Origin of the sequence: Pseudorhodoplanes sp. (assembly GCF_035565795.1) — a bacterium.
Taxonomy (GTDB): domain Bacteria; phylum Pseudomonadota; class Alphaproteobacteria; order Rhizobiales; family Xanthobacteraceae; genus Pseudorhodoplanes.
The window spans coordinates 1-6,062 of the sequence record NZ_DATMRV010000098.1; the positions used below are offsets into that span (position 1 = coordinate 1).

At 63.3% G+C, this 6,062-nt stretch carries 5 protein-coding genes and 1 pseudogene; 1 reads left to right on the forward strand and 5 read right to left on the reverse strand.

Features of this window, described 5'->3' with window-relative positions; genetic code table 11:
• The 5 genes from VNZ93_RS09610 to otsB form a co-directional block, all read right to left on the reverse strand.
• Positions 1–614 (reverse strand): Tex-like N-terminal domain-containing protein (locus tag VNZ93_RS09610; RefSeq protein WP_325703515.1); only part of this gene is annotated, 614 nt, incomplete at its 3' end.
• A gap of 251 nt (positions 615–865) precedes the next feature.
• On the reverse strand, positions 866–1,237 hold the full coding sequence (locus VNZ93_RS09615) for a sensory rhodopsin transducer (RefSeq protein WP_325703518.1): 372 nt from the start codon (positions 1,235–1,237) through the stop codon (positions 866–868).
• Between the two features lie 23 nt (positions 1,238–1,260).
• Entirely contained in the window at positions 1,261–2,718 is a 1,458-nt protein-coding gene (locus tag VNZ93_RS09620) for an alpha,alpha-trehalose-phosphate synthase (UDP-forming) (protein ID WP_414710036.1), read from the reverse strand.
• A complete protein-coding gene (locus tag VNZ93_RS09625) occupies positions 2,706–4,508 on the reverse strand; it encodes a glycoside hydrolase family 15 protein (protein ID WP_325703521.1) in 1,803 nt (600 codons plus the stop codon). The genes VNZ93_RS09620 and VNZ93_RS09625 overlap by 13 nt, the downstream gene beginning before the upstream one ends.
• Positions 4,505–5,320, reverse strand: a complete 816-nt coding sequence (otsB, locus tag VNZ93_RS09630; RefSeq protein WP_325703524.1) for a trehalose-phosphatase — start codon at positions 5,318–5,320, stop codon at positions 4,505–4,507. The genes VNZ93_RS09625 and otsB overlap by 4 nt, the downstream gene beginning before the upstream one ends.
• Positions 5,321–5,669: 349 nt before the next feature.
• Here otsB and VNZ93_RS09635 point away from each other — a divergent pair.
• Positions 5,670–6,062, forward strand: a pseudogene (locus tag VNZ93_RS09635) (hypothetical protein); the annotation flags it as partial.

A 6,062-nucleotide genomic window follows, 5' to 3' on the forward strand; every position in this document is an offset into this window, starting at 1 on the left:
AACTTGGCGCCGGCCTCCTGCTTGCCGTCGATGACCCTGGCGTGCACGAAGGCCTTGTCCTTGAGGTAGGTGCGCAGGCGGCCGACCAGCTCGGCGTTTTCCGCAAAGGTCTCGACCAGAATGTCGCGCGCGCCATCCAGCGCCGTCTTGGTGTCCGGCACGTCATCGGTGATGAACTGCGCGGCGAGCTCGAGCGGCACCACCGATCGGTCGGAGAGAATGGTTTCGGCGAGGGGACCGAGGCCGCGTTCGCGTGCGATCTCGGCGCGGGTGCGGCGCTTGGGCTTGTAGGGCAGATAGAGATCTTCCAGCTCGGCCTTGGTTGTGACGGCGCCGATCTTCGCCTCAAGCTCGTCGGTGAGCTTGCCCTGCGAGCGAATGGATTCGAGCACGGTTTCGCGCCGCGCTTCGAGATCGCGCAGGTAGGCAAGCCGCTCCTCGAGCTGGCGCAGTTGCGTGTCGTCTAGTCCGCCGGTTACCTCCTTGCGATACCGCGCGATGAACGGAACCGTCGCGCCTTCGTCAAGAAGTCCGATCGCGGCGGCAACCTGCGGCGGCTTGGCAGCAATCTCGTCGGCAATCGTGCGCGCAATACGCGAAAGGTCGGCAGCCATCAGCACCCTCAATCGATTCGGGGCGGCGACCATATGCGCGGGAATCGTCGCTGCCAACGGGCCGAAAGTTCGATCCCGACGGTATTCACGACAAACAGCACCCGGAACCGGCAAGCGATTATTCCGGAGTTACGACATACCCGATGTTCAATGCGGGGCCGTCGCGTCGCGCTGTTTTCGGGATGGCGGATGTTGATCCGGCAACAGATGCGAGCGGGCGGAAGTGCAAGGCGGCGGTTCGTGGTCCGGCGTCAGTCCTCTCCGTAGGCCACCGTGGAGAGGAGAGCGATTTCCGCACGGCGGGAATCCAGCCGCGTGTGCTGGACCACGATCGGTACGTCGGATTCGAACACCGATGCATAGTCGGTGTCGAGCGGGATCGGCTCCGGGTCTTTCAGGTCGTTGAAGCGCAGGTGAAGCGTGCGCCGCGCGCCGACCTTCACCTTGTACACAACCGGATCGCGATTCGCGAAGTACACTGTCAGGCTGATATTCGCATCGCGGTCGTTGGCATTGAGAATACACGCGGTTTCGTGCGAGAGCAGAGCGCGATCCTGCGAAACGCTGCCCGACGGAATATAGCCTTCGGGAATTGCCCAACGACGCTTTCCGATTGCGGACATCGGTCTCTCCCTTCGCTTGATTTTCAGCTGGCCCGATAAGCGGCGCGGCGCTCCGGCAGCGCGACAACCTCCGATGACGCGGCCGCGGGAATTGGGCCCGCCGGACTGCCAAGCGTCGGTGCGCCGGTCAGTGCCGAGAGGAAACGAGCCGGCCACTCGTTGATGTCGTTCTTCGCTATGATGCTGTAGAGCGCCCTGTGGCGGGCGCGCCGCTCCTCGATCGACATGGTGAGTGCCCGATGGATCGCTGCTGCGACGGCTTCGGTGTCGTAAGGGTTCACCAGCAATGCCGGCTTGCATTCCACCGCAGCGCCGGCAAAGCGCGACAGGATCAGCACGCCTGGATCGTCCGCGTCCTGCGCAGCGACATATTCCTTGGCGACGAGATTCATTCCGTCGCGCAATGGGGTGACCAGGGCCGCGCGCGCGGCACGATAAAGGCCGGCCAGCGCGGTGCGCGTATGGGCGCGATTGACGTAGCGGATGGGCGTCCATGAGGCCTCACCATACTGGCCGTTGACGCGGCCGACGGTCGAGGAGACGTTGCGTTCCATCTGCATGTATTCGGGAATCTCCGATCGGCTTTTCGGCGTGATCTGCAGATAGGTAACGTTGTCGCGCCATTCCGGATAGGTGTCGAGAAAGCGCTCGAACGCGGCCAGCCGGTTCTCGATCCCTTTGGAATAATCCAGCCGGTCGACGCCGATGATCATGGCGCGGCCCGACAACGACGACAGCACGCCGCCGACGAAGGATGACTTGATCGCGCGACGCGCCAGCTTGTTGAAATTGTCGGTCTCGACGCCGACCGGGAAATCGCCGATCCGCACGATGCGCTCGCCGGTGTCGTAGCCCTTCCTGCGATCGCCGGGGAGGCGACACTCGCTTTCGACATAGCGCGCGAAGTTTGCGGCATCGGTCTCGGTCTGGAAGCCGCACAGGTCGTAGTGGCACAGCGCCGAGATGATGCGCCCGTGGTGGGGCAGGCCGGTGATGATCTCGACCGGCGGAAACGGCGTATGCAGGAAGAAGCCGATCCGGTTGCGATGTCCGCGTTCGCGCAAGGCCTTGGCCAGCAGCAGAAAGTGATAGTCGTGAACCCACACCACGTCGTCCGGCTTCAGCAACTCGCTGAGTTCGTCGGCGAAGTGCTCATTGATCTGTGTGTAGCCGGAGAGATCCTGGCGCGAGAATTCCGCGAGATCGAGCCGGTAATGCAGGATCGGCCACAGCACGCGATTGGCGAAGCCGTAATAGAATTCGTCATAGGCCGCCTTCGGCAGGTCGGTCAGCACATACGAGACGGCGTCGCTCTCGATCGTGCGTGTGGCGAGAATCTTGTTTGATAGCCTGCCGCTCCAGCCGAACCAGATTCCGGGATTGCGCTTGAGCGCAGCCATCACGGCGACCTCCAGGCCGCCTGCGCGCGCGCCGGATTTCGGGGCCGACACCCGGTTCGATACAACGACTAGCCGCGCCAATAGCGATCCTCCCAGCTTCGTGACAGACGCATCGCGGTCAAGATCAGACCCGCCATCGAATAGGTTTGCGGGAAGTTGCCCCAGAGTTGTCCGGTCTGCATGTGGATATGCTCCGCCAGCAGCCCGTAGCGATTGGTGTAACGAAGAGCATCGACGAACAGGTCGCGCGCCTGCTGCTTGCGTCCCAGCGACCACCAGGCGTCGATGAGCCAGAAGCGGCAGATCAGGAATTCGCCCTCGGGCACGCCGAAATCGTCGGGGCTGGCATAACGCATAACGTGGTTGCCGCGCAGAAGTTCACGTTCCATTGCAGCGACGGTGGCAACGAAACGCGGGTCATCGGCTTCGACCACGCCAAGCTCCTGCAACAGCAGCACGCTGGCATCGAGATCGTCCGAGCCGAAGGCTGCCGTGAAGGCGGAGCGCTTCTCGTTCCAGGCCTTCTGCATCATCGCGGCATGCAGGCGGTCCGCGACGTCGTTCCAGTAATTGGCGCGTTCGATGAAGCCGAGTCTCTGCGCGATCGCGGCGAGGCGATTGCAGCCCGCCCAGCACATCGCGACGGAATGCGTGTGGATGCGCTGGCGTCCGCGATATTCCCAGAGGCCCGCATCCGGCGTCAGCGCAAGCCGCTCGGCCTTGCGGCCGAGGACTTCAAGCAGGTTGAACAACGACTCGTCGCCCATCTGCGGCAGGCGGCGATCGAAGAACATCGGCATCGCGGCGAGGATGACGCTGCCATAAGTGTCGTGCTGCGCCTGTTCGGCGGCGGCATTGCCGATCCGGACCGGGCCGTCGCCGCGAAATCCGCTCAGATGTTCTGCGACGCGCTCGTCCATCGGATCGGCCGGCACGATCGGATAGACCGGGCGGATCATCTCGGCTTCTTCCGAGACGAGGTTCAGGATGTAGAGGATGAAATCCTCCATGGCGCGCGTCGCGCCAATGCGGTTCAGCGCCTTCACCACGAAATAGGCATCGCGCAGCCAGCAGAAACGATAATCCCAGTTGCGCTGGGAGCCGGGGGATTCCGGGATCGATGTCGTGTGTGCGGCGATGATGGCGCCGGTCTCGTCGAAATTCGAAAGCTTCAGCGTGATGGCGGAGCGGATCATCGCGTCCTGCCAGTCATAGGAAAGATTCAGGCGGCGAACCCACTCGCGCCAATAATCGCGGGTCTTGTCGAGGAAGTCGCGGCAGGTCGTACCGAGTGCGGCCGGGAAGGGTTCATCGGGGCCGAACACCATATGCAGCGGACGCGTCAGGACAAACGACGACTCGCGCTCGATATAGGACAGCGGGGCGTCGGTGTTGAGGCGTATATGCATCTCGCTGCCCCAATAACGGATGTGGTTGCTGCCGACGGCATGATGCTGGACCGGAATTCCATAATTGTAGGTCGGTCGGAAGCGGACAGTGATGCGCGGCAGTCCCGCGATGGGTTCAATGATGCGGATGAGTTGCGGCGCGCGATAGGTGCGGTCGAGATTCTGAAAGCGCGGTGCGAAGTCGGTGATGCGGACGCTGCCGCCATGCTCATCCGTGAGTTCGGTGACGACGATCGGCGTGTTGCGCAGATATTGCGACTTCACGTCTTTCAGGCCGTCGAGCACGACGTCGGTGAAGCCCTTTTCCTCGTCGCCGGCGAGCAGGCGGCAGAAAACCGGATCGCTGTCGAAGCGCGGGAAACACCACCAGGTGATGCGTGAAGAAGGTTCGAGCAGGGCCGCCGTGCGGCCGTTGCCGATGAGCGCAAGGTCCAGCCCGTAATCGGTCCATCCCGGCGTCATCGATGCTCCTGTGTCAGATCGCGCAGCCAGCGCCGCACATCCTGCGGCCCGTCGAAGTTGAAGCTTGTGCCCGGCACGGCGCCGCCGACGGAGAAGCCGGCGCCGCCGAAGTCCGGCAGCACGGCGAACGCGGCGTTGTCGGTGACGTCGTCGCCGACGAAGATCGGCTTGCGGCCGGTGAAGGGCGGCACGCTCATCATTTCGCGCAGGCCCGTACCCTTGTCGTAGCCGCCGGGCTTGATCTCGACCACCAGCTTGCCGGGGAGAATCTCAAGCGAGTCGCATCGCTCATTCCTGCAGATGGACGTGACGCCTTTCATGATCTCGCCGCCGAGATCGGGCGCGAGCCGGTAATGGATCGCGAGCGAATAGCCTTTGTCCTCGATGATCACGCCCTCGCCGATGCGGCCGATACGGGCGAACGCGGCGCGCAGCTCGTCGTCCAGCGTCGCGATCCTGCTGCGCTTGATCTCGCTGTCCGGCGCGAAGCGGATTTCGGCGCCGTGGCCGCCGACGGCGGCGAGCTGCAGCGGATGGAACAGCCTGTCCATTTCCGCCACGGGGCGTCCGCTGACGAAGGCGACCGCGCCGCCGAAGGCCTGCCGCAGCGAGGCGAGGACCGCGCGCAGTTCGTCCGAGACCTTTACGTCCAGCGGCGTGGGCGCGATATCCAGCAACGTGCCGTCGATGTCGAGGAAGATTGCCGTGGTGCGCTGATCGACGCGCGGCGCCGAATGGGGCGGCCATGTTGGGTTTTGGGGTGGGCTGGGATCGCTGTCATCCGTTCTGATTTTTGTGAGGATGTCCGGCATGAGGCGACGCTGACTGTTCTTTCCACCGCCGCAGGCCCGCTCAGAGGCAGCGTCCTTCGGTCGGTCCGCTTTGTTTGAAAATGGAGCCATCAGACCAAAGGCCCCGTTCGAATGGCGCTAGTTTGACCGAGGGCCTCGCAGGGTGTGGCCCACCGGATGAAACTTTCCTCCCGTTGTGGAGACGTGGTCGCGCATGAAAGGTACATCAGCGCAGCTCAGGTGGTGCAACGCAAAAGAGCTTCGAGAGTTCCATTCGTGCGCCTAGCATGATACCGCCCTTGACCCAGGCCGCAGAAATTTCGACGATTTGAGCGGGGACGAGCCATTTCAGTCCTGGTTGGGTGGGTGCATGGCACGGCGGTTGCGTATTGCTTCGATCGACTGGTTCGAGCGGCCGGTCGAGTTCCGGGGGCCGTTCAAGTTCGGCGCCGTGACCGTGACCGCGGCATCGCAGCTGTTTCTGTTCGCCGAGATCGAGACCGAAGACGGTCACCGCAGTCTCGGCGCGACCGCCGAACTGATGGTGCCGAAATGGTTCAACAAGGATCCGGCTCTCACGCCCGATCAGACCGTCGAGCAGTTGCGCCGCGCACTCACAATCGCGCGTGATGCTTATCTCAGTCATCGGCAATTCGACACCGCGTTCGGTCATCACGCAGAAGAACATGCGGCGGTGCTGCAAACGTGCGCACGGGAGGGCATTCCGGGACTTGCCGCAGCTTTCGGTCCGGCCGAGATCGAC